The organism is Amycolatopsis sp. WGS_07 (assembly GCF_045278895.1).
In the GTDB taxonomy this organism is placed as follows: domain Bacteria; phylum Actinomycetota; class Actinomycetes; order Mycobacteriales; family Pseudonocardiaceae; genus Amycolatopsis.
In genome coordinates, this window is the sequence record NZ_CP136053.1 from 9590625 (window position 1) to 9615499 (window position 24875).

Consider the following 24875-nt stretch of genomic DNA (forward strand, 5'->3'; position numbering starts at 1 on the left):
TCGGCCGTGACCGGCCAGGCGGAGACCGCCGACCGGAGCGAGAGCCGGCCGGCGGGCGACACCCGAGCCAAAATTCTCGCTACCGCACGGGAACTGTTCCTGCGCAACGGTTACGCGGGCACGAGCATGGTGTCCATCGGCAAGGCGCTCGGCATCTCCGCACAGGCGCTGTACTGGCACTTCCGCTCAAAGGAAGCGCTGGTGTTCGCCCTGGTCGAAGAACCGCTGGCCGATTTCGCCGCAGCCGTGGACAACCCCGCCCCCGACCCCGCCGACCGGCTGTCCAACATGGTCCGCGACTACGTCCTGTACCAGCTCGCCCGGCAACACGACCTGCCCGGCTACACCTCGCTGGCCCGCGTCGCCCAGTCCGGTCACATCCTGAGCCCCGAACACCAAGCGACGCTGAGGAAAATGCAGCACGCCATCTACCGGCGTTACCTCGCGACCCTCAACGAAGGCGCCGACGCCGGGGTCTTCCGGCTGGCCGACCCGGTCGCCACCGCGTTCGCGATCATCTCCATGTGCGAGCACGTCAACGACTGGGCACGGCCCGAGGGCAGGCTCGCGCCCGCGGAAGTCGCCGGCGAGTACGTGCGACTCGCTCTCCGCATGGCAGGAGCGCGCACCGGCCGATGACAAGCCGGTTCGCGAGTTTCCGGCTCGGCAGCGGAGCTTCGCGGAGAGCGGGTCAGTTCACTCCGCGGGCCATGCCGGTCCAGTACGGCGCGCGCAGCTTGAATTTCTGCAGCTTGCCCGTGGCCGTACGCTCCAGCGCGTCGCGGAACTCCACCGAAGTCGGCGCTTTGTAGCCCGCTGCCCGGTCCTTGCACCACGTGATCAGCTCCTGTTCCGTGTCCGGCCCGGGAGCCGCGTCGCCTGACAAGACGACGAGGGCTTTGACCGTTTCGCCCCATCGGTCGCTCGGCACCCCGATCACCGCGACCTCCGCCACCGCGGGGTGGGAGAACAGCAGGTCCTCGACCTCGATGGAACTCACGTTCTCGCCGCCGGTGATGATGACGTCCTTCTTGCGGTCCCGGATGGTGACGTATCCGTCGGCTCCGATCTCGGCACCGTCGCCGGTGTGGAACCAGCCGCCGGACAACGCGTTCGCGGTCTCCTCGGGCTGGTTCCAGTAGCCTTTCAACACCACATTGGCCCGGGCGAGCAACTCGCCGGAAGCTCCCGTCCCGTGCTCGGGTTCGCTCAGACTGAGGCGGACACCGAGCGCCGGAACGCCTGCGCGGGCGACGCGCGCCGCCCTTTCTTCGGGCGCCAGGTCGTCCCATTCGGCGCGGGAGCGGTTCACGGTCAGCAGGGGCGAGGTTTCCGTGAGCCCGTAGAGCTGGATGAACTCCCAGCCGAGTTCGTTCTCCACGCGCACGATGGTCTTGGTCGGCGGCGGGGCTCCCGCCACGACAATGCGGACCTTGTGCCGCCCCGGGATCTCGCCTTCCCACGTCCGCGCCGCGTCGAGAACCGCGGAAACTACTGCGGGGGCACCGCACATGACAGTCACGCCGTGGTCGCGGACCCGGCGGAGGATCTCCGCCCCGTCGATCTTGCGCAGCACCACTTGCTTGACGCCGAGTCCGGCCATGGCGAAGGGCATGCCCCACCCGTTGGCGTGGAACATCGGCAGCGTGTGCAGGTAGACGTCCCGGTCGCGGACGGTGGTGTGCAGCGCCAGCGTGACCGCGTTGATCCAGAGGTTGCGGTGGGTGATCTCCACGCCTTTGGGCCGGGCCGTGGTCCCGGACGTGTAGTTGATGCAGGCGGTCGCGTCCTCGTCGGGTGTCCAGGGCTCCGGCTCCGCGTCCTCGGCGCCGTAGAGCGCGGCATCGTCGCCGAGGACGATGCGGTGCTCGACCGTGATGTCGGACAGCGCCTCGTCCAGTTCGGGGTCGAGGCAAAGCACCCGGGCTCCCGAGTGGTCGACGATGAACTGGACCTCTTCGGGACGGAGGCGGAAGTTGATCGGGACCAGGACGCGCCCCGAGCCGGAGACGCCGTAAAAGCTCGACAGCAGCCGGCTGCTGTTGTGGCTGATGACCGCGACCCGCTCCCCGGTGCCCACGCCCAGCTCGTCCAGCCGGGCAGCCTGCCGGCGCGCCAGGACGCCGAACTCCGCGTAGGTCAGCGAGCCCAGCGATGGGGCGGGCTGGTCGGGCTCGTCGACGACGCCGACGCGGTCTCCGTAAACGGCCACTGCCCGGTCGAGATAGTCGCGGACGGTCAGGGGGACGAACATGGTGCCTCCTCTCGGTCAAACGACGTGTGCGGTGGAGCCGCCCAGTTCGGCGACCGCCTCCCGCAGCTCGTCGAGATGGTTCGCGTACACGCCGCGGGGGCTCGTTCCGTGCGTGAGACAGACCTTGGCTCCCGCGGCGGCGGCGACGGCGTGCTGTGCGCCGTTGCCCATGAACTTGGTGACCGACCCGGCGACATGAGTCACGCTGATGTGCTTGCCCGCCATCAAAAGGTTGTCGAGGTCTGCCGAATAGAGGCAGCGGAAGGGCACCTCGAAGGGAGCGTCGTCGCGGGTGTCCCACTTCCAGTCCCGCAGCCGGAAGTCGTATTTCTCGTGCCCTGGATAGTGCAGGCAGAACGCGCCCGAGTTCCACGCCACGATGTCCGGGAATCGCCGGTGCTCGCGGATGTCGTTCTCCGTCAGCACGTAGTCGCCGAGGTACCGGCAGAATTCGCCCTGGGCGGGCACGTGCGCGACCCAGTCCAGTTCCAGGTTGGCGTAGGTCTCGGGTTCGAGCGTCTTGACATTCGAGAAGGTTCCGTAGATCGCTCGCAGCAGGTGGTCGCGGATGTGCTCGGCGTCGGCGTAGGGGTCGAGATGCTGGCCGTACTCCCAGAAATGGCTGAGCGGGGAGAGCATGCGACGGCGAATGCCCGGATCAGGCGTCCGGGCCGGACCGGCGACCGGGCCCGGTCCGTTGTCGACGCCGGGTTTTTCGAGCTGGCCGCCGAGATTCGCGTAGTCCTTCGCGACCTCGACGGCCCAGGGAACGTCCGGAAACGCCACCGGCCTCGCGGCTTCTCGCGTTCGGAAGAACACGGTGTTCCCGTGATGGGACTCGGTTCGTTCCGCCGGAGCGAGCGGTTCGCCGAACTCGGACCGGCTCTCCTGGCCGGACAGGCAGCGGGCACCGGCCAGGAGGCCGAGAATCGCGGTACCGGTGCAGTCGATGAACATCGTGCCTCGGAAACGGGTCTCTCGACCGGAACGCGCGTCGCGCGCGTCGACCGAGGTGATCCGGGTGCCCGTCTTGGCCAGGTCGAAAACCTGGTGCTCGAGATAGACCGATACGGCTGGTTCGGCGCGCAGCAGGTCCAGCGCGACGAGGTCGCCGTCGGCGGTGCGGTCCGCGAGAGCTTTGACGAGAGGACCGGTCTCCCCGCGGGGAGTGATTCCGATTTCGTTGCTGGCATTGCCTCCCAGGACCGGTCGGTTCTGGATCAGCGCGACGGTCAGTCCGAGCCGCGCGGCGGCGAGGGCAGCCGCGGCGCCGGTGACTCCCCCGCCCGCCACGACGACGTCGAACGTTCCGCCGTCCACCGGTTCGTCCGGCAGTCCGCGCAGCCGACGCCGCCAGGCGCGAGCGTCCGGGCCCGCACCGTTCGGCGGTTCGTCGTCCCCGGTGGTCAGGTAGACGGCATCGCACCGTCCGTCGAATCCGGTGAGGTCGGTCAGGGTGATCGTGACCGGTCCGGCAGGCAGGTCGATCCGGCCGGCGGCCTCCCAGGCCCAGTCTTGTCCGTTCGCCCCGAACTCGATCGGCAGCGTCTCGCCGTTGATCGAGACGGCGAAACGGCCGGGATGGTGCGACGGCACCCAGTCCTTGGCGCGCACCCAGACGCGGTAGGCGCCGGCTTGCTTGACCTCGATGGCCGTTGTGGCGTCGTCGACCGGGCTACCGAGGCCGTGAGCGAGCAGATAGGGCGATCCCATTTGCACGTCGAATTGCGCATCGAGAGTCCAGCCGCCGTAATGGTCGAACTCCTCGGCCTCGACAAGAATCTGGTTCACGACTTCCCTTTCCGGTCGCCGACGGCGGCCAAAGCGGAGAACCCCAAGTGCCCTGCCCCGGCTGCTTCGGCGGATCCGAGGAAACCGGCCGCTGTGTCGAGCATCCGCGCCTCGTGGCCCGCCGAACGCATCGCGTCGCGGCATGACACCAGCCCCGCGCTGTACACCGAAATCGTCGCCTGGTCGGTGTCGTGCTTCCCGGACTCGATGCACTGGGCGATTTCCGGGACCGTGACGCGCATCAGGTCGACGACCGTCTCGCTGATGCCCGCCAGCTCGGCGGCCGACAACCCTTGGCTCAGCGCGTACGCCGCAGCCTCGACGTACGCAACCAGCGAGGCGATGTAGAACCCGCCGGCGAAAGTGACGTCGAGAACGCTCGCCCCTCGGGTCTGTGCGGAGACGTGGACGGGCTGGCCGAGCGCCTGCAGCACCGGCTCGTGCAGTTGCCAGATCTCCTCGGGGCCGGAGAAGAGCAGCAGGCCGTCCGGCGTGCCGATGTGCTGCGGGTAGCAGAGGATCGCCCCGTCGAGGTAGGCCGCACCGCGGTCGGCGGCCCACTGCCGCATCGCGTCGACCTCGTCGGGCGTGCCTGTCCCGACGTTGACGAGCGTGACATCGTCCCACGCAGCGACCTGCCGGAGTGCATCCAGCGTCGTCTCGTAGGTGGAGGTGCACGCCAGGATTACGCGGGACGCGCGGACGGCGTCGTCGAGGTTCTCGATCGCGCGCACCCCTGCGACGGCGAGAGCTTCGGCTTTCTCCGGGCTGCGGTTCCAGGCCGCGACGTGGTGGCCCCGCTGGGCGAGAGCGCGGGCGAGGGCGGATCCCATCAGGCCGCAGCCCACGACGAGCACCTCGTACGTCTTCGTTGACGGTGAAGGCATTGTCAGTTCCTCAGGCTCTCAGGCGGGATTCGGGGTGGCGCGGCGTCCGGTGCGGATTCGGGAGACCGCCACGGTGAGCACGATCAGGGCGGCCAGACCCACGGCGGTCCAATAGCTCGTGCTGTACTCGCCCTTGTTCGCGACGGCGATGTCCGTCCCCGGGATCACCACCGTCGACGCGGTGAGGATGGTGGTCACGATCGCGGACCCGAGCGCGAATCCGATCGCCATCGCGGTGCCGGCGATCGCGGCGGCCATCCCGGCTTTCTCCTCGGGCACGGCCATCTGGACGACAGCGAAACCACTGGCGTAGCCCATCGAGCACCCGAGGCCGATAATGCCCGCGCTCACCAGGTACTCCCATGGCCGATCGTGGGCCACCGCGAGCAGTGCGAGACCGCCGAGGCTGACGATCGCGCCGGTGATGAGCACCGCCGCGCCGCGGCCCTGAGCGACCGGCTTCTCCGCCACCGTTCCTCCGACGAGGAAGGTCACCGCGAACGGCACCATCAGCCATCCCGTCTGCAGAGCAGTCCGGCCCAGCCCATAGGAATCCTGCGGAGCCAAGGAGGCCGGGTCAGTCTGCGCGTAGTTGCTCAAAAGGACGAGGAACGCCGAATTCACCGTGGCGAAGAGTCCCACCGCGACGCACGCGGCAGTCACGAACGGCGACTTGAGAAGAGCGCGATCGAACACCGGCGTCGAGGTCTTGCGCTGCGCCCACAACCAGACCGCCGCACCGACGAGGCCTGCGGCCAGCGGGATCAACGCTTCCTCGCCCCACACCACACCCTGGCTCAGCGCCAGCAGGATCGCGCCGACCCACCCGATCAGGCACAGGGTGCCCACCGCTCCGATGCTCCCGCCCGAAGCGCTCCGGCGGTACTGGGGAATGGTGAGGTAGGACGCCGCCGTCGTCGCCGCGAAGGCCGCGGCCAAGACGAACAGGAAGGTGCGCAGCGAGAGGTTCTGGACGATGAACCCGCCCCCGATCATGCCCGCGACAATGCCGACGCCGGTGGCGACGACCAGCACCGCGACCGCGATGGAGAGACCGTTGTCGCCCAGGCTTCGCCGCAGGAAGCCGAGCGGCAGCATCTGCGCGGCCATGCCGAATCCCATGACGGTCGCGCCGACGAGCAGCGCCGCGTAGGAATCGCCGATCGCCGCGATCAGGGCTCCGGCAGTGAGCGCGGCACCGGACAGGACCGCCGTGTCACGATCGCCGATCACGTCCGAAAGCCTTGGCATGAGCACGAACCCGGCGCCTCCGCCGAGAGTGAGCAGCGTGAAGATCCACGTCACCGAGGACACCGTGGTCAGCTGGTAGTGCGCCTGGATGACCGGGAGCAGCGGGGGCAGGATGAAGACGATCGCGTTGGTCAGGATCACCAGGAGAGCCGCGACGCCGACGAGCGGCACACGTCCTGAGGTCCTGCGCGGGTCGGTGGTTTCCGAACTCTCGATCATGTCAATCTCCTTGCGACGAGCGGGCGTTGTCGACGTACTCCGTCCTGATTTCGAAGAGAGGTCCGGCCGGGTCGGGAAGGGTGTACCGGGGTGCCAGCGCCTCCATGAGCAGTTCGAAGGGCACAGCTTCTTCCGGGGTGTTGACGCCGGGACGGGCGATCTGGCCGCGGAGGATCATCCGCGCGGCCATGGCCGCGGGGATCGCGGTGGCGCCGGCCATGCGTCCTTCGGACCAGCGCCGCAGACTGACCGCGGTGCGAGCGGGCCGCCCGGCGATCTCGCCGTGGGCGAGCGCCCAGAGGTTGGGCGTGCGACGGGTTTTCGCCGCGGTCGCCGGACGTTCGATGCCGTCCTCGATCCGGAGCGCGGCGTCGTGGGCCGACAGGGTGCCGGCGTCGACCGCGGCCATGATCGGAGCGATCCCGTCGAACCACCAGGCCGGACCGGCCATGACGTTGTAACACCGCCGGAGCTCAGGGAACCGGCGCGGCAGGGTGATCGTCTCGGGGTGTCCGATGGTGCGCACGTCGATCTCGCCCACGCCGGGGAAGTGAAGCCGCATCGGCTCCATCGGGGCGACGAGCGTCGGGGCTCCTGCTTCGAGGACCTGGACCTTGCCGGTGCACTCGTGCACGAGGTGCAGCAGGGCCGCCGCCGGACGAGTTCCGCCCGGTTCGCTCTCGGTGCCCGCCACCACCCAGCCGGTGTACAGCTCGTGCACTTCTTCGAGTTCGGCTGCCGCGCGGGCGGCCAGCACGTTCGAGACTCCGGGGCTGGCCCCCATCCCGATGAGCGCGGTGATCCCGGCAGTCCGCGCCCGGTCGTGCCAGTCGAGCGCGGCGATCGTGGGTTCCCAGTCGTCGTTGATGTCCACGTAGTCGACACCCGCGGCGACGGCGGCGCCGAGGACTCGCTCGCCGAAGACGGTGAATGGTCCTAGCGCACTGAGCACCACGGCCGAGTTCTCGAGGTGGAGAACCAGATCGTCAGCGAGCGCGTCCACGGCCACCGGCACGATCTTCCGGCGCTCGCTCTCGTCCAGGTCGAGCAAGGAGAGGGCAGCCACGGCACGGTCCAGGACGCGCACTTCGCTGACCTCCTCGAACGATGCAAGCGTCTCCACCGCCTTGCGCCCCATCGCGCCGGCGCCGCCTGCCACTGTCACTCGCATGAGGTTCTCCTGATCGTCAGTGCTCGTAGCGCAGGACGCCGTCGTCCACGGAATCGAGCAGCCGTTGGGTTTCGGCGTAGTTCTGGGGGTTGGTCCACGGCGCCCGGTCGCCTTGGTGCGGGAAGTGCCTGGCCGCCCGCCGCAGATAGCCGGAATCGACGCCGGTCACGTACGGGCGTTCGGGAAGCGCGGTGCCCGGCGGAAGCTCAGGGGTGACTCGGGTGGCGCCGATCCGGTCCATGTGCCGGAGCACGCGGCACCAGTACTCGTTGACCACTTCGATGCGCAGAGTCCACGAGGCATTGATGAAACCGAAGGCGTAGACGAGGTTCGGCACTCCGGACAGGGCGAGGCCTTTGTAAGTCCAGCGTCGGCCGATGTCCACCGGCTCGCCGTCGATGTCGAAGGCGGCTTCCCCGCCCATGACGACGTTGAGCCCGGTCGCCTTGACGATGATGTCGGCGTCGACGTGGCGGCCGTCTCGCAGAAGAACCCCGGTCTCGGTGATCCGGTCGATCTGCCCGGTCGCGACCTCCGCTCGCCCGTCCCGGATGGCGTGGAAGAGGTCGGCGTCCGGCACCACGCACACGCGTTGGTCCCACGGTTCGTAGGCGGGAGTGAAGTGCTCCTTGCGGATCTCTTCGCCGACGATCTCGTCGATCGCTTCGAAGATCAGCTTTTTGAACGCGTCCGGGTCCTGGCGTGCCGCGGCGTAGGTCTTCTGCTGGTTTTCCAGGTTGCGCAACCGAATCCGGGAGAAGGCGCCCTCGGGACCGAGTTCTTCGCGCAGTCGCGCGGCTTCCGGATCGGTCGCGGGCTCGATGTACACATAGGAGGGCGACCTCTGGATCATCGTCGCTTTCGCCGCCCGGCGCGCCAGGTTGGGCACGAGGGTGACCGAAGTGGCCCCGGAACCGATGACCGCGACCGACTTGTCGCGGTAGTCGAGGTCGTCGGGCCAGTCCTGGGCGTGCACAACGGTTCCCGCGAAGGAGTCCTCGCCGGGGATGGGCGGGTTGTAGCCGCCGCGGTAGCTGTAGTAGCCGGTGCCGAGATAGAGAAACCGGCTCCGCAGCGTGGTTGTGCCTTCGCCGTGCTCGACGGTCAGGGTCCAGGAGTTGCTGTCGCTGCTCCAGGAAGCCGCGGCGAGGCGCGAGCCGAACCTGATGTGCTCTTCGATGCCGAACTCGCGCGAGGTGTCGTCGAGATACTGCCGGATGGCGGTGCCCGAGGCGATCGCATTCGGTTCGACCCAGGGCTTGAACGCGTAGCCGAGGGTGAACATGTCGCTGTCGGACCGGATTCCCGGGTAGGTGAACAGGTCCCAGGTTCCGCCGACCCGGTCGCGCATTTCGAGGATCAGGAAGGACTTGCCCGGGCAGCCCCGCCGCAGCTGTACGGCGGCCGAAATGCCGGAGATGCCCGCGCCCACGATGATCACGTCGTAGGTGGTGTCCATGGTCAGCTGGCCCCTTCCAGGTAGTTGCGCGCGATCGCGCGACGGTCGGCCTTGCCGGACGCGGTGCGCGGCAGCTCGTCGCAGACGGCCCACCGTTCGGGGACGGCGTAGTCCGGAAGCTGAGCGAAAAGCTGCTCCCTGGCCGCTTCGACGTCGAACCCGCCGGCCTTCCGGAGGATCACGGCGACCCCGATGCGTGCCTGCAGAACCGGGTCGGGGATGGCGAAGACCGTGGCCTCGGCGATCGCGGGAAGCGAGGCGACCTTCGACTCGACATGGGCGGGCAGGACTTTTTCGCCGCCGCGGTTGATGACGTCGTCGATGCGACCGGTAAGCCAGAGGAGGCCGTCGCCGTCGAGGCGACCGAGGTCGCCGGTGCGCAGCCAGGCTCCGGCGATCTTCGCCGCGGTCAGCTCGGGCTGCTCCCAGTACCGGCTCATCCGGGTGGGGCCCTTGACCCACACCTCGCCGATTTGCCCGGTGGCGGCGGGAGTGCCGTCGTCGCGGGTCACCTGGACACGCACGCCCGGGACCGGCAGGCCGACCGACTCGCCTTTGGCGGTGATCAGCTCTGGCGGGAGGACGGTGCAGCCCGAGGTGAACTCGGTCAGGCCGTACCCGTGCAACAGCACGAGCCGCGGCCACCGGTTCAACAGTTCCTCGGACCAGGCGGCTGGCATCGGGCTGCCGCCGAAGAGCACGACCCGCGTCGCCGCGTAGGCAGCGTCGGCGTCGTCGGCCACGGTGAGCAGCCGCAGGATGCTGGGTACGGCGGTCAAGTACGTCACCGGTCGCCGCTTCAGTTCGGCGAGGGCGTCGGAAGTCCGGTAGCGGCGCAGGAGATGGGTGCGTCCGCCCGCGACCAGCAGTGCGCCGAGCTGGTCGTTGAAGCCGGTGTTGTGGAAGAGCGGGACCAGCACCAGCGTGCTGTCCTGCGCCCCGAGGCCAGCGCAGTCGGCGATGGTCCGCGCGGCAGCGAGGATCGCACGATGCGAGAGGACAGCGCCCTTCGGGATGCCGGTGGTGCCGGAGGTGAAACTGATGACGGCGTCCTCGTTCTCGTCCGGCCACGGGTAGCTGCCGACGAGGGGCTCGTGCTTGCTCGCGACGAGGTCCTCCAGCCGGCACGTGCTCCGGCCCGCGTGCTCAGCGAGGTGCCGGTGGTCGTCGTCGTGGGCGACCACCCGGGCGTCGAGGAGGTCGCACTGCTCGCGGAACTGGTCGGCGTTCAGCCGGTTGTTGGCGGGCGAGACGATCGCGCCGAGCCGCAGTCCGGCCAGATAGGCGACCACCCACCCGGTGCTGTTGTGCCCGACGATGACGACGCGGTCCCCGCGACGGACGCCCAGATCCAGCAGCTGGCCTGCTGCCCGGTCCGCCCGCAGGCGGAGTTCGGCGTAGGTCAGCTCTTCCTCGCCGTCGACCAGTGCCACGCCCGAGCCGCAGGTCCAGACCGCTTCGGGCAGTGTTTTCACCGGGACTCCCCGACGAGGCAACGGTCCCGGGCCTGTTCGATCAGCCAGGTGAAGCACGGCTCCAGGTCCGCGCTCGCCTCCGGATGCCACTGCAGCCCGAGGACGGCGTGCCCGGGCAGCTCGATCGCCTCGACCACGCCGTCCGGTGCGCGACCGGACGCGACAAGTCCGGTGCCCAGCCGGTCGACGGCCTGGTGATGCCACGAGTTCACGTCGCCGCGAGCACCGTACAAGCGGCACGCGAGGGTGCGTTCGGCGAAGGCGACCGCGTGCTCCTTCCCGGGACGGCGGTCGGGCATGCTCTCCTTCGAGAGGTGCCGGACGTCGGTCTCGGTCAAGTGCGGCACGAGGGTGCCGCCCAGAGCGACGTTCAGCACCTGAATCCCCCGGCAGATGCCGAGGACGGGCAAGCGCCGCTCGATCGCGTGCCGCACCAGCGAGATCTCGTAGTCGTCGCGGCGCCGGTCGATCGCGAGCACCTCGCCGCCGTGCCCCTCGCCCGGAGCCGGACCTCCCCACACCTCGGGGTCGACGTCCTGCCCGCCGGTGAGGATCAGTGCGTCGATCCGGTCGATCGCCTCCGGCCCCGCGCTCTCGTAAGGCAGCTGAACCGGAATGCCGCCCGCCTCGGCGACTTTCGTGCCGAACTCGGACCAGAACAGGTCGGCCTTGCCCGCGGCCCAGCGTGGATCGAGCCCGGCCAGCGTGGTGGCGGAGATCCGCCTGCCGGTGATCGCGACGAGTGGTTTCACGCGTGCCTCCTGATGTCGGCGATGACGCGGGTCAGGCCGCCCTGCTTCATGCGCGCGAACCCGTCGCCGAGTTCGTCGAGGCCGACGAAAGCCGAGAGCATGGAGTCGAGGTCGAGGCGGCCCTGTTCGTAGAACCGCACGTATCGCGGGATGTCGGTGGGAAACTGGTTGGCACCCATGAACGCCCCCTGCAGCCGTTTCTCGAGCGCGAACAGCTCCGCGGCGCGGATCGTGAGCGGCTGGCTGTCCGGCACCAGGCCGAGCACCGTGGCGGTGCCGCCGGGGCCGAGCATCGCGAAGGACTGCTCCACCGTCGCGGCGAATCCGATCGCCTCGAACGAGTAGTCGACCCCGCCGCCGGTGAGTTCGCGGACTGCTTCGACGCTGTCGGTGCTGGACGCGTCGACGGTCGCGGTGGCACCGAAACCGAGGGCGTCCTTGAGCCGCGCTTCGTTGGTGTCGACGGCGATGATCTGGCTGGCGCCGGCCAGTTTGGCGCCTTGGATCGCGGCGATGCCGACGCCGCCGCACCCGAGCACTGCTGTCGTCGCGCCCGGTTCGACCCGGGCACTGCGAAAGACGGCGCCGATGCCCGTGACGACCGCGCATCCGAGGACCGACGCGGCGGCCAGCGGCATCGTGTCCGGGATCCGCACCAGCGAATGCTGATGCGCCACCATCGCAGTCGCGAACGCCCCGAGCCCGGCCGTGGGGTGCACCGGTCGTCCAGCCGCGTTCGTGAGGACGGGTGCCGCGCGCGCACGCAACTGCCCGCGTCGCGCGCACAGCGTAAGCCGTCCGGCCAGGCAGAATCGGCAAGTGCCGCAATAGGAACTCAGGCAGGTCACCACGTGGTCGCCGGGCCGCAGGCCGGTCACCCGGTCGCCGGCCTCCCGCACCACGCCCGAAGCCTCGTGCCCGAGCACGGTCGGGCAGCTCGCCGGCCACACGCCCTCGATCTCGTGCAGGTCGGACCGGCACAACCCGGCGTAATGGACGTCGACGAGCACTTCGTCCGGGCCGGGAGCGTCGAGCCGGACCGTCTCCAGCGCGAGCTTTCCGGGGGCCTCGTTGAGCACGGCGGCCAGGATTTCCTCGCTCACAACGAGATCCAGGTGTGCTTGAGGTGGGTGTACTTGTCCACCGCATAGCTGCCCTTGTCCGAGACGTTGCCAGACAGCTTCCGCCCACCGAACGGTGTCGCCGGGACGCCCTCCTCGTAGGAGTTGACCCAGACGTTGCCGACGTCGAGCCCGCGCGCCATCCGGTGGATCCGCGACACGTCGCGGGTCCAGACCGAAGCGGCGAGACCGAAATCGGTGTCGTTGGCCAGACGGAGCGCCTCGGATTCGTCCCGGAACGGCTGGACACAGACGACCGGGCCGAAGATCTCTTCGCGGGCCACCTGCATCGAGGTGTCGGTTCCGGTGAAAACGGCCGGCGCGACAAGGGGCCGGGTGGCATCGAGGGGCTGGGCGCCGCCGCTTCGCAGGGTCGCCCCGCTGTCGAGTCCGGACGCGATGTAGTCCAAGACGGTGTCGCACTGGCCGCGACTGCTCAAGGGGCCGAGGTCGGTGCCCGGGTCGAGCGGGTCGCCGACCGCAAGGCGTTCAGCGCCAGCGCAGACGCCCTCGAGGACTTGGTCGTAGACCGATTCTTCGACGTACAGACGGCTTCCGGCGGTGCACATCTGGCCGGTGTTGAAGGTGAACGCCCACACGGCGGTCGCGATCGCCGCGTCCAGGTCCGGCGCGTCGGCGAAGACGATGTTCGGCGATTTGCCGCCCAGCTCCAGCCACACGGTTTTGCCGTTCGACACCGCGGAATCGCCGAGCAGGCGCAGGCCCACCTCGGTCGAACCGGTGAACGTCACGCAGGCCACCGCGCGGTGCCGGGTCAACGCCGTGCCGACCGTGGCGCCACGTCCGGTGACGACATGGAAGACGCCGTCGGGAAGGCCGGCGAGACTGCTGAGTTCGGCCAGCCGGAGCGACGATGCGGACGTTTGCAGCGCGGGCTTGAGGACCAGGCTGTTGCCCGCCATCAGCGCCGGGGCGATTTTCAGCATCGCCAGGCTGAGCGGGAAGTTCCACGGGGTGATGGCCGCGACGACCCCGACCGGTTCCCGGGTGACGAGCGCCAGCGAATCGGTCAGCCCGCGCGGCGACTCGTCCATCAGCTTGTCGGCCAGCTCGCCGTACCAGCGCAGCATTCGCGCGGTGGTGGCGATCTCGATCTCACGGGCGTCGCGGACAGGCTTGCCCATCTCGCGCGACACGAGCACCGCGAGTTCGTCGGCGTGCGTGTCGATCAGGTCGGCCCACGCGAGCAGGACTCGGCCGCGTTCCTGGGGCAAGATGCGAGACCACGAACCGGATTCGAAAGTGTCCGTCGCTTTCTTGACGACGCGGTCGACATCGGCTGCCGATGCCGAGGGCACCCGGGTGAAGTCGTTGCCAGTCCAAGGATCGCGCAGGGCGAGGGTCTCGAAGCCGGCCGCCTCGGCCCAGTCGCCGCCGTCCCACATCCCGAAGGACGCGGGAACGGCAGCGGCCAGGCTGCGCCACGTGGCGGGATCGGACATCAGGAGTCCACCCCGGCGAGGAGCCCGGCGCCCTCGACCTCGCCCAGCACGACCCGCGGGTCGGCCATCTCGCCCTCGAACTCGACCCAGCCCATGTAGGGGTTCGAAGCGGAGTAGCCGAGGAGCCCGCGGATCTCCTCCGGCAACTCCTTGACCTCCTCGATCGAGAGGGAGAGGTAGTGGTTCTCCTCCTGCCGGAGGTAACCGCGCGAGATCCCGAGAATGGCGCCGGTGCGGACCGAGTCGGCGGACACGTTCTGGCCGCCGCCGTGGTAGGTCCCGCCGAGCCACATCACCGCCGAGCCCGCGCTCATCTCGGCCGGGATCGTCTCGCCGATCTCGGGCATCCGCTCGTCGTCCCACCGATGGCTTCCCGGGATCACCCGGGTCGCGCCGTTCTCCTCGGTGAAGTCCGACAGCGCGAACATCATGCCGATCGCGTCGGTTTTCCCGGGGTGGACCGTGTAGAAAATGCTGTCGTCGCGATGCAGGGGCTGCAGGCCCTGTCCCGGGTGGATCTGGATGCACTGCGTCGCGCCGATCTGCATGGTCGGCGTCTCGTCGACCCGGTCCTGGCCGTACCACATTCCCTTGGGCGGGCAGAGGAAATGCTTCGCCGTCTCCAAGAAGACAGTGCTGGTCGCAGCCGCGTCGAGTGCCCTCGTGTGCTTGAAGATCCGCCCGAGCCGCCGCGTTTTGGTTCCCGCGAAGTACGGGTCGCTGCCGCTGGGCGTCTCGTCCATCAGCGGCAGAAGGTCGTTACGGACGGTTTCGAGCTGTTCCGCGGAGAGGAGGTTCGGAATGCGGACGACGCCGTCGCGTTCGAGGATCTCGACTGCCTCGGCAGCGGTGGAGGCGTCGCGGAGCTGTGCGGTCATGATTCTTCTTCCTTCCGTGAAGATGCCGGTTCGAGGCGAGGTGATCAGGCGAGTTCGAAGTAACGTTTGGACTCCCAGACCGACAGCTGCGTGTCATCGCGCTCGGTCTCGGTGTGGAAGATGAGCCATTCCCAGCGGCGCAAGCCGATCCAGTAGTCGACGAGTTCGGCGCCGAGGTACTTGCGCAGCGCGGCGTCCTGCTCGAGTGCCGCGATCGCGTCGTAGAGGTTCGACGGGAGGCGGGGCGCGATCTCCTCGGGTGCTCCCCAGGCCATCAGCTCGTAGGCGGGCGGCGGGGTCGTTTTGTCGGCCAGACCGGAAAGTCCTGCCGCGAGGAACGATGCGAGGGTGAGGTAGGCGTTCGAGTCGGCGGACGGCACCCGGTACTCGAGACGGCTCGCGTCGGAGCCGGCGAGAACGGCCCGCACGGCGCACGATTTGTTGCCGACGCCCCAGGTCTGAGTGACCGGAGGGCCTTCGAGATCGATCAGGCGGCGGTAAGCCGTGATCGTGGGCAGCGCGAAACTGGTCGCGCCGGCCAGAGAACCCATGACGCCGCCGAGGAAATGCTGCATCCGCTCGCTCGGCTGATCCGGGTTCGCGCTGTCGAAGAACAGGTTGCCGTTCTCGTCGCTCACCGAGACGTTGAGGTGCGTGCCCTGGCCGTATTCGGCCGACCACTTCGACATGAAGGTGATGCTGCGGCCCTGCGCGTACGCGACTTCACGCATGACCTGACGGGTGCGTGCCCAGAGGTCTGCCGCGGTGACGGCGTCGGCGGGAGCGAGGTTGAACTCGATCTGCCCGCTCGCTGCCTCGTCCGACCAGGCTTCCCAGTCGATGCCGAGCTCGTTCAGCCGAGCGGTCACGCCCTCGCCGTATGCCACGAAGTCCGGTGACTTCGCGAGGACTCCCGCCGCTCCGGCCGTTCCGCCCAACGGGGTCAAGCCCTGGTAGTCCTGCGCCCGGGCCTGATCAATCGACTCCTGGAAGACAGTGGCCTCGATCTCGACCGACGCCTTGACGGTGAGACCTCGTTCGGCGTATGCCGCGACGACCCGTTTCAGCGCCTGGCGCGGATCGGCCTCGACCGGCTCGCCGTCCCGGGTCCAGAAGTCGCAGATCACCGACGCGGTGCCGGGCTTCCATTCGACCAAGGTGCTTTCGTCCGGCCGCAGGTGCAGGTCGGGCATGAAGCCCTCCTGCCGCCACGCGGGGAACGCGAAGCCCAGTTGACCATGATTGGTCAGGTCCAGGCCGAGGATCAGGTCCGCGAAAGCGATCCCCTTGATGCGTCCAGCCCGGTACTTGGCCGGCGAGACGACCTTGCCGATCAGGACGCCGTCGTGGTTGGTCGCTTCGACGCGAACGCTCGCGAAGCTGTCGAGGCCGCGGGTGTCTTCAGAGTTCACCGCACACCACCTTCAGGTTGGCGCCCAGCAGGACGGAGAAAACGGGGAAAGAGACGTTGATGCCGAACTCGCCGCCCTCCAAAGCCTCGATGAGGGTCGACCGCCCCGAGAAGAAGCCGGTCAGCGCCGCGGCGGTGCCGAGCACTCCCTGCCCCTCCGGCTGCAGGTCGCCGACCACGGCTTCGCTGCCGTCGTCGGCGCACAGCACGTGCAGTCCGCTCGGCATGCCGGCGAGAGCGCTCGTCCGCTTCCAGAAGCCCTCGGCCGCCTCGCGCCAATCGGCGTCGCCGCCGGACAGCAGCCGCTCGACCGCCTGGGCGAAGTCGTCGCCGGGGGAATCGCTCGGCACCGGATCCGGCCAGCGCACCTGCCACGTGACGTCCGGATCACCGGTCGCGTCGGCGGCGACCACGACCTCGCCGCCGCTGAAAGTGACATAGGCCCGCTGGGCGTCGGTCGCCGAGAGCAGCGCCACCGTCCGGCTGCCGTCCGGGATCCGGGTGCCGCGCTCGATCCCCTCGCGGAGGCAGCGCGTCACGGACAACACCATCGGAGTGCGGCGCCCGGCGATGGTCACTTCGGCAGCAGCGGGAGCTGAACCTGCGGTATCTGACATGTCCGACCTCAGATCTACTCATGTGACCTAAACGCTTGATTAGGTCCTGTGATTAGAGTCATCCTGACCGGGTCGCGTCAAGAGTTTTGGCCAGAGTTTTTCCGCGGAGGGTTGCGATGGGACTGTCGATGCCGACCATGCTCGGGCTGCTGGACGAGGACGCCCGCAGGCTCGCTGAGCTGCTGTTGCGGGACGGACCGGAGCCGCCGTACCACCGTTACGGGGTGGACTCGATCCGGGCGATGTTCGACGCCTCCCCCGGGGATTCAGCGATCCCCGTCCACGACGTCCGCGAGTTAGCGGTGCCGACCGCAGCCGTCGATCTGCGCGTGCGCTGCTATCGGCCGACAGCCGACAGCGACCTGCCCGCAGTGCTGTACCTCCACGGAGGCGGCTTCGTGCTCGGGACCTTGGACGGCGTCGACGATCTCTGCCGGACGCTCGCCGTCGAGGCCGGTTGCGTCGTGGTTTCAGTCGAGTACCGGCGAGCACCCGAATCGGTCTATCCAGCCGCGGCCGACGACTGCCTCGCCGCGTACGACTGGCTCGAGCGTGACGGAGCGACCTTGGGAATCGACACCGCCCGCCTCGCGATCGCTGGCGACAGCGCCGGCGGAAACCTGGCGTTGTCGGTATGCACGACGCTTGCCGCGGCTGGCCGCAGGATGCCGCGATGCCTCGCGCTCGCCTACCCCGCGACTTCGGCCAGCTTCCAGGGCCCGTCCTGGGAAGCGTTCGAACACGCCCCGGTGCTGTGCAAGGCCGATGCCCAGTGGTTCTGGAGCAACTACGCCAGCGGCGACGACCTGCTCGACCCCCGGGCAGTGCCGGAGCTGTCGACGACCTCCCTCCCGCCGTTCCTGGTGATCTCCGCCGAGGTCGACCCGCTGCGATCGGACTACGAACGCTTCGCCGAACTCGCCGCTGCAGAGGGGATCACGGTCGAACTGCGCCGCTACGACGGCGTGCTGCACGGGTTCTTCACCGAGGTCAGCCTGTTGCGCAAGGCCCGCCTCGCCGCGACAGACACGGCGGACTACCTCGCTCGCCATCTGACCCTAACCGCGGGTAAACCCGGCGAAACCGGCTACTCTGATCACGAACCTATTCACGTGACCAACTCGGGCGGGCCGCCCGAGGACCAGCAAGGAGCCAGGCATGGCGCACATCCCCGCAGCTGAACGACGACGCCAGATCGTCGAGGTCGCTGCTCGGGTCATTGGGCGCGAGGGGGTCGCGAAAGCCACGACGCGCCGGATCGGCGCCGAGGCGAAAGCGAACATCGGGACCATCCACTACACCTTCGGCAGCAAGGAAGACCTCATCGAGGCGACGTTCGCCTACTGCTGGGACATCGCCAGCGAAATCATCGACGAAGCCGTGAAAGCGGGCGAGGGCACCAACGGAACCGCGCGCGAACTGGTGACCCGCTACGTCGACCTCGCGATCGCCGACCCCGACATCATCGCGGCCCAATACCAACTGCTGAACTGGGCCCTCGCGGACGAGAACCGCAAGCACCAGGCCGTGAACCTCATGCGACAGCTCGACGAGGTCGTCCAGAAGGCCCTGCAGCAGGCGGATGGGGCCGACGAGATGACACCGACGCACGAACGCCTGGGCCGCCTGGTGGTTTCGATGCTCGACGGGATCTTGCTGCGCTTCGTCGTCACACGTTCGGAAGAGGACATCCGGGTCGACCTGGAGACCACGATCGAACTGATGGAGTCGGCCTTCGCCCGGGCAGCCTCTGCGTAACGCCGGACATCGCGCGCTGCCCTGATCCGCGATCGGGGCGCACAGTCACAGCGGATCGCCGGAGGGACTCCGCACTCCGCGACCGAGGACTGCGCTCAGATCCCGCTCAGCTGCGGCATGTTCCCCCGGACATCCCGCATCGAGATCGTGACCAGATCGCCCGCATCGCGCTGTCCAGCGAGCTTTGCCATTGCCGCAGCGATGAATTCCGCCCACGATCACGATGAAATGCTCATCGCTCCGTCCGCCTTTCCGTCGGCTGCCGCTACTGCGTCGAGTGGATCAGTCCGCCGAGCCGATCACGACGCCGAACCCGTCCGGTGCCGGTCAAGCGGCCGGGTACCAGGACTTGATCGGGCGGCCGTTGGTGCAAGGAGCGATGGGGTCGATGGTGGTTGAAGTGATCGACATACTCGGCCAGCACTTGCTCCAGGTGACGCTGGTTCACGATGAGTATCCGATCCATACACTCGCGACGCACACTGCCTGCCCATCGATCAGCGATCGCGTCCGCCCGAGGAGCTCCGACAGGGCTCCGCAGGACGTCGATGCCGACCGACGGGAACACCGCATCGAACGCGGCCGTGAACTTCGCGTCGCGTGACGGACCAGAAACCGCACACTGTCCACTCGGTCGCCAAGTCCCACTAGCAAGTCCCGGGCCTGCTGCACCAGCCACTCCGCAGTCTGATAAGCCGTCGCCCCCAACGACGATCACGCTCGACGACAAACAACACCTGCAGCCGGCGCAGCAACACCGTGTCCACGTGAAAGAAATCCATCGCCAGAATGCCTCCGGCCTGGGCAGTCGGAACTGCTTCCACGCCGGTCCCGATCGGCGCGGCGCCGGGTCCACTCCCCCATCCCTGAGGACCTTCCACACCGTCGACGGCTCAATCGGGTATCCCAGCCCGACGAGTTCGCCGTGGATTCGGCGGCAACCCCAACCCGGATTGTCCCTCGCCATCTCCACCGCCAACCGGCGGATCATCACGGCAACAGCTGGCCGACCCGGTCGACGCCCGCAGGCCCACCGACGTCGCACCAGCGCCGCACGCCACCGCAGAATCGTGCGCGGCGACACGATCAACCACAGCCGACGCCAGCCCGGCACGAGCCGCACCAACGCCGGCAACACCGCACGATCAAACCCAGGTCAAACGCGGCCGCACCATCTGACGCTGAAGCACCGCGAACTGATGACGCAACACCCCGATCTCGGCATCCTTCGCAGCGTCCGACCGAGAGCACAGCACCAGCCAACCGAACACCCGCGTCACCAGCAGATACAGAAACCTCATGACCACAGCAAGTGATCATGAACCACGGCACCCGCGCCCCATCAACCACCCGCCCACACATCACGAACCAGCCGGTCGGCACTCACGACAACGTTTCCGGCACCCACAAGGTCGGCGTACCGTCACGCCAGCGCACCCAGATCCACCGGCACGCAAACCCCATTGATAGCTGATGCCGCGGGCGAAGCCAGAAACGATATGGTTGCCGCCACTTCTGTCGTCTCGACAAAGCGCTTGACGGGTTGCTCCTCGAGGAACGCCGCAAGAACCTCGTCCCGGGAGGCCTCTCGCAGCCGCATTTGATCGGCGAGCTGCTTCTCCACCAACGGGGTCATCATCCACCCCGGAGCCACGGCATTCGCGGTCAAACCAAGTTGACCACCCTCGACGGCGGCGGTCTTGATGAGCCCGAGCAAGCCGTGCTTGGCAGCGTTGTATGCCGCTTTGTTGGCCTCAGCGCGGAAGCTCAACGTGGAGGCGGTGGCGACAATGCGACCGCCCGGCGTACCGGTGAGCGCCGGCCACGCGGCCTTGATGGCGTAGAAGGGGCCGTTGAGGCACACGTCAAGAACCCGCTGCCACTGGACGTCATCGAATGATTCAATAGGCGATGCGTGCTGCACCCCGGCGTTCAGGACCAAAATGTCGAGCTGTCCGTGCAGCTCCAGGGTGCGGGCGACCATCGCCGCACATCCTTCCTTGCTCGCTATGTCGAATTGCTCGCAATCCCCGCCTACGACATCCACGCCCACGACGTCGACGCCGGATTCGCGTAACTCGGCCGTAGTGGCCCGCCCCAGCGCCCCGGCGGCACCGGTGACGATAGCAACTCGTTTCTCCAGCTTCTTTACCATAGTCTTCCCTTTCGCCCGCCCGCGCCTGCTCCCGGGCAAGCACATGATCCCGCTGACCACAACGACGCACGGCCTCGACGACTCTCGTCCGCGGACCGGACGCGTAGTCCGAACTTGTTGCTTAATTCACTCTGGCAAATAATTCTCAGACCAACTGTCACCCGCTTCCCCTTTGGCGATCATTGCGTTGACGCGCTCCTCTGAGTAGCCGATACCGCGCAATACCTCACGGGTTTGCGCGCCATATTTCGGCGCGTCTCCCGGGATGACGACACGACCCCGTTCGGGCCGTACCGCATTCGGCGCGACAAGATCGATCCAACGACCCATCGGATGGCGGTCGTGACGGACAACGCGGAACGTAGCCTGGGCGAGGTCGATCTCACCTTCGCTCTCGGCCACCAGCGCGGCGGCGCGCGTGGCGCGCAGCGAGCCGATGCGGATAATCGCCGAAGATGTGCCCGCTAAGGACTTTTCCCAGTAGGCGACGTCGCGTGTCGCGAAGCGCGCCGCCAACGCGGCGCCCAGGTTCTCCTCGGCTTCCTCCGCGAGGTCCGCCAAATCAGGGACTGCCCTGAGTGCGACTCGCCGCTCTTCCGGCGCGGCAAAAAACATCCAGTCGTCCAGGGCCTGATAGCAGTGATAAAAAGGCCCCTGCCCGCGCGTTTCACGCCCGGCCGGCTCAGAAAATGGAGCGCGGCCCGGATAGTCGAACATGAACGGTGCCTGGATCAGGTTTCCCGCGGCGGCCAGCGAAGTACGCGCGACGCCGCCCTGCCCGGTTCTCCTTCGGCGTTCCAACGCCGCCCCTAGAGCAACACAGGCGCTCAGACCCGCGATCACGTCGATCGTGCCCATATGAGCATGCTCCTCCGGGGTCGCCAGGCCTCCGCCGAACCGGACCATGACTCCCGTCGCCGCCTGGGCCAAGTCGTCGTACCCGAGATGATCGGACTTGGGGCCACGCCGTGGACCGCCGAACGCATCGACTTGAACGAGGATGACCGTCGGGTTCAGCGTGCGGAGACGTTCGATCGAAAGACCGAGTTCCTCACGCTGCGAGTCTGTGCAGTTCATCGTGACCGCGTCAGCCCCGGCAATCAGCTTTTCGAGCGCTTCGCGTCCCGCGAGAGTCTTGAGATTCAGCAGAGCGCTCCGCTTGCCGCGATGAGCGTGCACGCCAAGCGTCACCGCACCCCATGGATCGAGCGACGGCTCCACCGGCTGTACTGACACGACGTCCGCGCCGAAACGCGCCACCGTCGATCCGATGGTCGGACCGGCGACGACATTCGTCAGATCGACCACCCGCAGCCCCTCGAGCCATCCCGAGGATTCCGCGCCGCCGCGCAGCGTGCGCGGCGCCTCCGCGAGGATCGCCGGGAGCCTTGACGCCGCATCGTCGAGGGCGGGCCCAGGGCGCTTTTTTCCGCCGCGGAATCGTCGGCCAGCCAAGCGACGTTTCCCATTTGCCGCATCTCGCCGCGGCGTGGATCGGAGACTCTCAAGACCAGACCGGAGGCCAGCGCGTGGGGATCCGAAAGCCATTCCCTGGTAGATCGCTGCAGGGTACCGGGCACCTTCGCCGCCCCGAAGAGTTCCTCCCATTCGCGAGCTGGACGCCCGAGGAAGGCAGCCTTCATCACCCCGGCAAGACGTTCTCGGTCACGCTCCCCCACCGGAGAGTTTCGCATGCTCCACTCGGCCGGCCAATCTTTTTGGTCGAGATAGGCGTCGAAGTCGGGAAGGCTCCGCGCGAGCTCCTCGAGCCCCAGCGCCCGAAGCGCTCGCTGGGGATGCCCCGAGACACCGGCTGCGCCGACAAAGAACCCGCGCCCGTCCGCACACTCGTACGTCCGGTAAAATGGATCTAAATATCTCTCCAATTCCGAAAATGGAAGATCGCAAGGGAGCCCTTCAGTTTCACGCCGGTCAAGTTCTATCTCGCGCGCGGAACTGTAGCGTTTTGGATAGTCTTCAATCTGCTCGCAGTTGTAGACAAGGCCTTCGAGCAGCGCCGACGCCAGCGGAACCTCGATGTGATCCCCGCCGTTTCGGTCCCGGGCGCCGAGCGCGAACAGCGTCGCCATGGCCCCGAAGGTCGCACCATACGCGGAAGCCAGCGGAAGCGGCGTGAAGCTGGGGTTGATTCCCATGAGGCGGCGGTTCAGGCCCATGTCACTGAACTGCCCGGTCCGTGCGGCGATCACCGCCTCCCATGCCGCGACAGGCGCCAGACCGGGATCGGTCGAAGCAAAACCAGGCAGCGACAGACTGATGATCCCGGGATTCGCCGCACGCAGTTCGTCCGGCCCCAATCCGAGCCGTTTCATGACACCAGGACGGAAATTCTCGATCGTGATATCAGCGCGACGCACCAGCTCAAGGGCCGTAGCCAAGCCATCGGAGGACTTGAGGTCGAGAGTCAAAGACGACTTGCCGCGCGACAGCATATCGGTAGCAGGTGAATGCAACCTGGGACCGCCGGGAGGGTCGATGCGGATGACCTCCGCACCCAAGTCCGCCAGCATCATGCCGACGAGAGGTCCGGCAAAATACTGCCCGAAATCGAGAACGCGAATGTGCGACAGGGGCCGAATCAACGGCATTTCCCCGGAGCGACCGCTGCTCGACGGTCGCGATCCGGCGTGACCTTCAGTCATAGATTAAGCCCTTTCGAAGGTGAGCGACAGCCGTAGCGAACCATCGGACTCAGAATCAGAGACTGCACCCTGGCCTTTGGCGAGGGATATCCGCGAGACGCCGGGCGCGCCCTGTCATGGCCCGACTGCTGGCGGCGACTAGCCTGCCGACGATTGGCGGGCAAGTCATCGCACCCTTTTCCCGGGGGCCGTTTCGGGCGAGAGCAGCAGTGCGATCAGGCAGGCCGCGGCCAACACCATGACGATGAATGCCGGAGAGGCCGCGATGCCCGTTCGGCCGATGAGCCAACTGGAAAGAAGAGGAGTGGTGCCCGCGAATATCGCTACTCCGAAGTTGAAGAGGCTCGCAAAACCGGTAAAACGGACGTTAACCGGGAATGATTCGACGAAGAAGGTGGCGAAGGTGGAGTCACTGAAGGCGAACATGCTGGTCATCAGAATCTGGACGGTCAGCGCGACGGCAAACCCGCCATGGTCGAGCACCAGGAACGAGGGGAAACTGAACACCAAGAACAGCAGAGTATTAGCGATCAGGACCGGCTTGCGCCCAATGCGATCGGACAGCCGGGCGAGACAGTAGAGAGTGGGCAGGTAAACAAGCAAGGCGATGGTGACGATCAGATTGGACTGAAAGGCGCTCAGTTGAACTTCTTCCTGGAGGTAACTGGCCATGTAGGCCAGCACGAGATAGTAAGCTCCGGCATTGATTCCCATGACGAACAAAAGCCGCAAAAAGGTTTTCCAGTGCGCCGAGAAGCCCGCAAGCAAAGGAGGCGCGCTTTGGACTGTACCGTTCCGCACTTCCGCGAAGGCCGGCGTTTCGTCGATCTTTCGGCGAATGTACCAGCCCACGAGCGTCAGCGGTGCGCTGAGCAGGAACGGAACGCGCCAGCCCCACGACTGCATCGCCGCGGTGTCCAGCACGGCCTGCAAGACGGTGACCGAAATCGACGCAAGCATAAAACCCGCGGAGTTTCCGATGGCGATGAAGCTGACGTACCGTGCGCGCCGCCCGGGCGGCGCGTGTTCTCCGACGAGAACCGCCGCACCCGCGTATTCGCCTGAGGCGCAGAAACCTTGGCAGAGCCTAGCCACGAGCAGCAAGATCGGCGCCCAGAAGCCGACCACCGAGTACACGGGAAGCAGACCGATGACAGTAGTGGTCAGGCCAGTGCCGATGATCGTAATGCTCAGAGTGCGCGCACGGCCGATGCGGTCGCCCACATATCCCCAGAACAGCCCGCCCAACGGACGAATGAGAAATGACAGGGCGAAAAGGCCCCAACTCTGGATCACCGCCAAGGCGGGATCGCCGCCGGCGAAGAACACCACCGCGATCGTCCCGGCGACGTAGGCGTACGAGCCGTAATCGAACCATTCGATGATCGTGCCGGCGCACGCACCCGCAATTGTGCGCCGCATCTGAGGCGTGGCCCCTCGCCGAGTTCGGCCATCGACTGCCGTATCGCTCATCAGAACTGCCTTCCTTGGCGTGTCGGGACTCGCGGAGGTCGCTCGTGCGCGACGGGGCTCCGGCCGGCGGGCACCGC

General features: G+C 67.5%; 21 protein-coding genes. 3 read left to right on the forward strand and 18 right to left on the reverse strand.

What is annotated here, in order from left to right:
• The first annotated feature begins 6 nt into the window (after positions 1 to 6).
• The gene (locus RPX00_RS44935; protein ID WP_406635141.1) at positions 7 to 639 is read left to right on the forward strand and encodes a TetR/AcrR family transcriptional regulator; all 633 of its coding nucleotides are present in this window, start codon (positions 7 to 9) and stop codon (positions 637 to 639) included.
• A gap of 52 nt (positions 640 to 691) precedes the next feature.
• Here RPX00_RS44935 and RPX00_RS44940 read toward each other — a convergent pair whose 3' ends face one another.
• The 13 genes from RPX00_RS44940 to RPX00_RS45000 are packed head-to-tail and all read right to left on the reverse strand — an operon-like array spanning position 692 to position 16749.
• Positions 692 to 2254 (reverse strand): AMP-binding protein, encoded by a 1563-nt coding sequence (locus tag RPX00_RS44940; protein ID WP_406635143.1) that lies wholly within the window; start codon positions 2252 to 2254, stop codon positions 692 to 694.
• A gap of 15 nt (positions 2255 to 2269) precedes the next feature.
• Positions 2270 to 4045, reverse strand: coding sequence for an FAD-dependent oxidoreductase (locus tag RPX00_RS44945; RefSeq protein WP_406635145.1), 1776 nt, complete (start codon positions 4043 to 4045; stop codon positions 2270 to 2272).
• Positions 4042 to 4932 carry an NAD(P)-dependent oxidoreductase gene (locus RPX00_RS44950; RefSeq protein WP_406635147.1) on the reverse strand — a complete coding sequence of 297 codons (891 nt, stop codon included), beginning with the start codon at positions 4930 to 4932 and terminating at the stop codon, positions 4042 to 4044. The genes RPX00_RS44945 and RPX00_RS44950 overlap by 4 nt, the downstream gene beginning before the upstream one ends.
• An 18-nt stretch (positions 4933 to 4950) precedes the next feature.
• Positions 4951 to 6402, reverse strand: a complete 1452-nt coding sequence (locus RPX00_RS44955; RefSeq protein WP_406635149.1) for an MFS transporter — start codon at positions 6400 to 6402, stop codon at positions 4951 to 4953.
• A gap of 1 nt (position 6403) precedes the next feature.
• The gene (locus RPX00_RS44960) at positions 6404 to 7573 is read right to left on the reverse strand and encodes a saccharopine dehydrogenase family protein (RefSeq protein ID WP_406635151.1); all 1170 of its coding nucleotides are present in this window, start codon (positions 7571 to 7573) and stop codon (positions 6404 to 6406) included.
• 16 nt (positions 7574 to 7589) lie between these two features.
• Entirely contained in the window at positions 7590 to 9032 is a 1443-nt protein-coding gene (locus RPX00_RS44965) for a flavin-containing monooxygenase (RefSeq protein ID WP_406635153.1), read from the reverse strand.
• Between the two features lie 2 nt (positions 9033 to 9034).
• On the reverse strand, positions 9035 to 10507 hold the full coding sequence (locus RPX00_RS44970) for a class I adenylate-forming enzyme family protein (protein ID WP_406635155.1): 1473 nt from the start codon (positions 10505 to 10507) through the stop codon (positions 9035 to 9037).
• A complete protein-coding gene (locus RPX00_RS44975; RefSeq protein ID WP_406635157.1) occupies positions 10504 to 11259 on the reverse strand; it encodes a gamma-glutamyl-gamma-aminobutyrate hydrolase family protein in 756 nt (251 codons plus the stop codon). The genes RPX00_RS44970 and RPX00_RS44975 overlap by 4 nt, the downstream gene beginning before the upstream one ends.
• Complete coding sequence (locus RPX00_RS44980; protein WP_406635159.1) at positions 11256 to 12362, reverse strand: Zn-dependent alcohol dehydrogenase; 1107 nt, start codon at positions 12360 to 12362, stop codon at positions 11256 to 11258. The genes RPX00_RS44975 and RPX00_RS44980 overlap by 4 nt, the downstream gene beginning before the upstream one ends.
• Positions 12359 to 13843: an aldehyde dehydrogenase family protein gene (locus RPX00_RS44985; protein WP_406635161.1), complete on the reverse strand. Its 1485-nt coding sequence runs from the start codon at positions 13841 to 13843 to the stop codon at positions 12359 to 12361. Before RPX00_RS44985 ends, RPX00_RS44980 begins: the two co-directional genes overlap by 4 nt.
• A complete protein-coding gene (locus RPX00_RS44990; RefSeq protein WP_406635163.1) occupies positions 13843 to 14721 on the reverse strand; it encodes a phytanoyl-CoA dioxygenase family protein in 879 nt (292 codons plus the stop codon). The genes RPX00_RS44985 and RPX00_RS44990 overlap by 1 nt, the downstream gene beginning before the upstream one ends.
• A gap of 44 nt (positions 14722 to 14765) precedes the next feature.
• Entirely contained in the window at positions 14766 to 16133 is a 1368-nt protein-coding gene (locus tag RPX00_RS44995; RefSeq protein ID WP_406635165.1) for a glutamine synthetase family protein, read from the reverse strand.
• Complete coding sequence (locus RPX00_RS45000; protein WP_406635167.1) at positions 16123 to 16749, reverse strand: hypothetical protein; 627 nt, start codon at positions 16747 to 16749, stop codon at positions 16123 to 16125. Before RPX00_RS45000 ends, RPX00_RS44995 begins: the two co-directional genes overlap by 11 nt.
• 116 nt (positions 16750 to 16865) lie before the next feature.
• Here RPX00_RS45000 and RPX00_RS45005 point away from each other — a divergent pair, with 116 nt between their 5' ends.
• Together RPX00_RS45005 and RPX00_RS45010 are read left to right on the forward strand one after the other, a co-directional pair.
• A complete protein-coding gene (locus RPX00_RS45005; protein WP_406635169.1) occupies positions 16866 to 17930 on the forward strand; it encodes an alpha/beta hydrolase in 1065 nt (354 codons plus the stop codon).
• A complete protein-coding gene (locus tag RPX00_RS45010) occupies positions 17908 to 18507 on the forward strand; it encodes a TetR/AcrR family transcriptional regulator (protein WP_406635171.1) in 600 nt (199 codons plus the stop codon). The genes RPX00_RS45005 and RPX00_RS45010 overlap by 23 nt, the downstream gene beginning before the upstream one ends.
• Positions 18508 to 18772: 265 nt before the next feature.
• On the opposite strand, the gene RPX00_RS45015 is transcribed toward RPX00_RS45010, so the two are convergent.
• The 5 genes from RPX00_RS45015 to RPX00_RS45035 form a co-directional block, all read right to left on the reverse strand.
• On the reverse strand, positions 18773 to 19498 hold the full coding sequence (locus RPX00_RS45015) for an integrase core domain-containing protein (RefSeq protein WP_406643314.1): 726 nt from the start codon (positions 19496 to 19498) through the stop codon (positions 18773 to 18775).
• A gap of 432 nt (positions 19499 to 19930) precedes the next feature.
• Positions 19931 to 20662 carry an SDR family NAD(P)-dependent oxidoreductase gene (locus RPX00_RS45020; protein WP_406635173.1) on the reverse strand — a complete coding sequence of 244 codons (732 nt, stop codon included), beginning with the start codon at positions 20660 to 20662 and terminating at the stop codon, positions 19931 to 19933.
• 126 nt (positions 20663 to 20788) lie between these two features.
• A complete protein-coding gene (locus RPX00_RS45025; RefSeq protein ID WP_406635175.1) occupies positions 20789 to 21970 on the reverse strand; it encodes a CoA transferase in 1182 nt (393 codons plus the stop codon).
• Positions 21958 to 23325: a CaiB/BaiF CoA transferase family protein gene (locus RPX00_RS45030; protein WP_406635177.1), complete on the reverse strand. Its 1368-nt coding sequence runs from the start codon at positions 23323 to 23325 to the stop codon at positions 21958 to 21960. The genes RPX00_RS45025 and RPX00_RS45030 overlap by 13 nt, the downstream gene beginning before the upstream one ends.
• A gap of 165 nt (positions 23326 to 23490) precedes the next feature.
• On the reverse strand, positions 23491 to 24798 hold the full coding sequence (locus tag RPX00_RS45035; RefSeq protein WP_406635179.1) for an MFS transporter: 1308 nt from the start codon (positions 24796 to 24798) through the stop codon (positions 23491 to 23493).
• Between the last annotated feature and the right edge of the window lie 77 nt (positions 24799 to 24875).